This is a genomic window from Deltaproteobacteria bacterium (assembly GCA_011773515.1).
Taxonomy (GTDB): Bacteria; Desulfobacterota; Deferrimicrobia; order J040; family J040; genus WVXK01.
The window spans coordinates 4,950-6,115 of the sequence record WVXK01000103.1 but is presented as its reverse complement, the minus strand read 5'-3'; the positions used below and the strand labels follow the sequence as shown (position 1 = coordinate 6,115).

The following is a 1,166-nucleotide window of genomic DNA, read 5'->3' as shown; positions in this document are numbered from 1 at the left end:
CGTGCGGGCTCTGACTTGCCCTTCGAGCTCCCTCTGCCAGCCCTGTATCTTTCCCACCATGGAGTTGAAGGTTTCGGCCAGAAACCCTATCTCGTCGGCGGTGTCCGCCGGCGCCCGTGCGTCCAGGTCCCCCCTCTCGACCTTCGCTGCGGCCGCCGTGAGGGCGTCGATGGGCCGGAACAGCTTCTGCGCGAGGAAATAGGCCAATCCGAGTATGAGGAGAAAACCGGAAACGCCGAAGACGAGGTGAAACAGCAATTCTTCTTTGAGGGGGTGTAGAATTTCCGACACGTCCTGCTTTACCACCAGCCCCCAGCCGAGGTTTTCCGTGAGGCGGATGTGCCGGTACGCCGCGATGACCATCTCCCCCCGGTAATCCTTCGTTTCAATGTACCCTTCCATGCCGGATGCCGCCCGCGCTGCGGGCAGTGCCGTGACTTTCTGAACGAAAAGCCGGGGGGTGGAGCCGTCGGGCAAAGGATGTCTGAGGGGGTTCAGGAGTACTCCCTTCTCGCTGACCAGCGTCGCCTCACCCGTCTCGCCGAGCTCTTTCACGCTCCCGATCATCAAACCTGTCAGGGCATCAGTCGTTGCGTGTATGTGGACCATGCAGCCCACGGCGCCGCTCCCGCCTCCCTCTGCATCGAGGGGGTTTATCGGGCGCGAGATGTCGAGGTGAAAGGTGTCTTCGTGGAAGTGATACCCGATAGCCGTGCCCCGTGCGCCGGTATCGATGGTTTCCGTGAAGACTTCGCTCTTTGTGTGGGAAAGACCCAGCTCTCCCTCGTTGGTGGAGGAGATGATCCTGTCGGCTGCAAGGTCGACGATCTGGATGGATTCGTAGCTCTCGTAGGAGGAAGTCATCTGTTTGAGGTGCATGATGATGCTGCGGTACGTCGGCTTCTGCCGGAGTGCATCCCAGAGCGCATCCCCCCTTCTGCCCTCATTTTCGAGCTGCCGGATGGTGTCGAGGAGGCTCGACACGCTGAATCTCAATATCTCGCTTTCCGAGAGGATCTCGGCGTCGCCCCGGCGCTCACTGAGCCATTGCAGGGCGTGCTTTTTCTTGAGGTCCGCCAGGACGGAGAGGTTTTTCTGCACCTCCTCCTTCTGTATCCTGAATTCGCCCTTGATGGGGGTATAGGGGATGCCGAAAATTTCGATGA

At 59.9% G+C, this 1,166-nt stretch carries 1 protein-coding gene; it reads right to left on the bottom strand.

Going from position 1 to position 1,166, the window contains the following annotated elements; translation table 11 throughout:
* Positions 1–1,166 (bottom strand): HAMP domain-containing protein (locus GTN70_11310; GenBank protein NIO17549.1); only part of this gene is annotated, 1,166 nt, incomplete at both ends.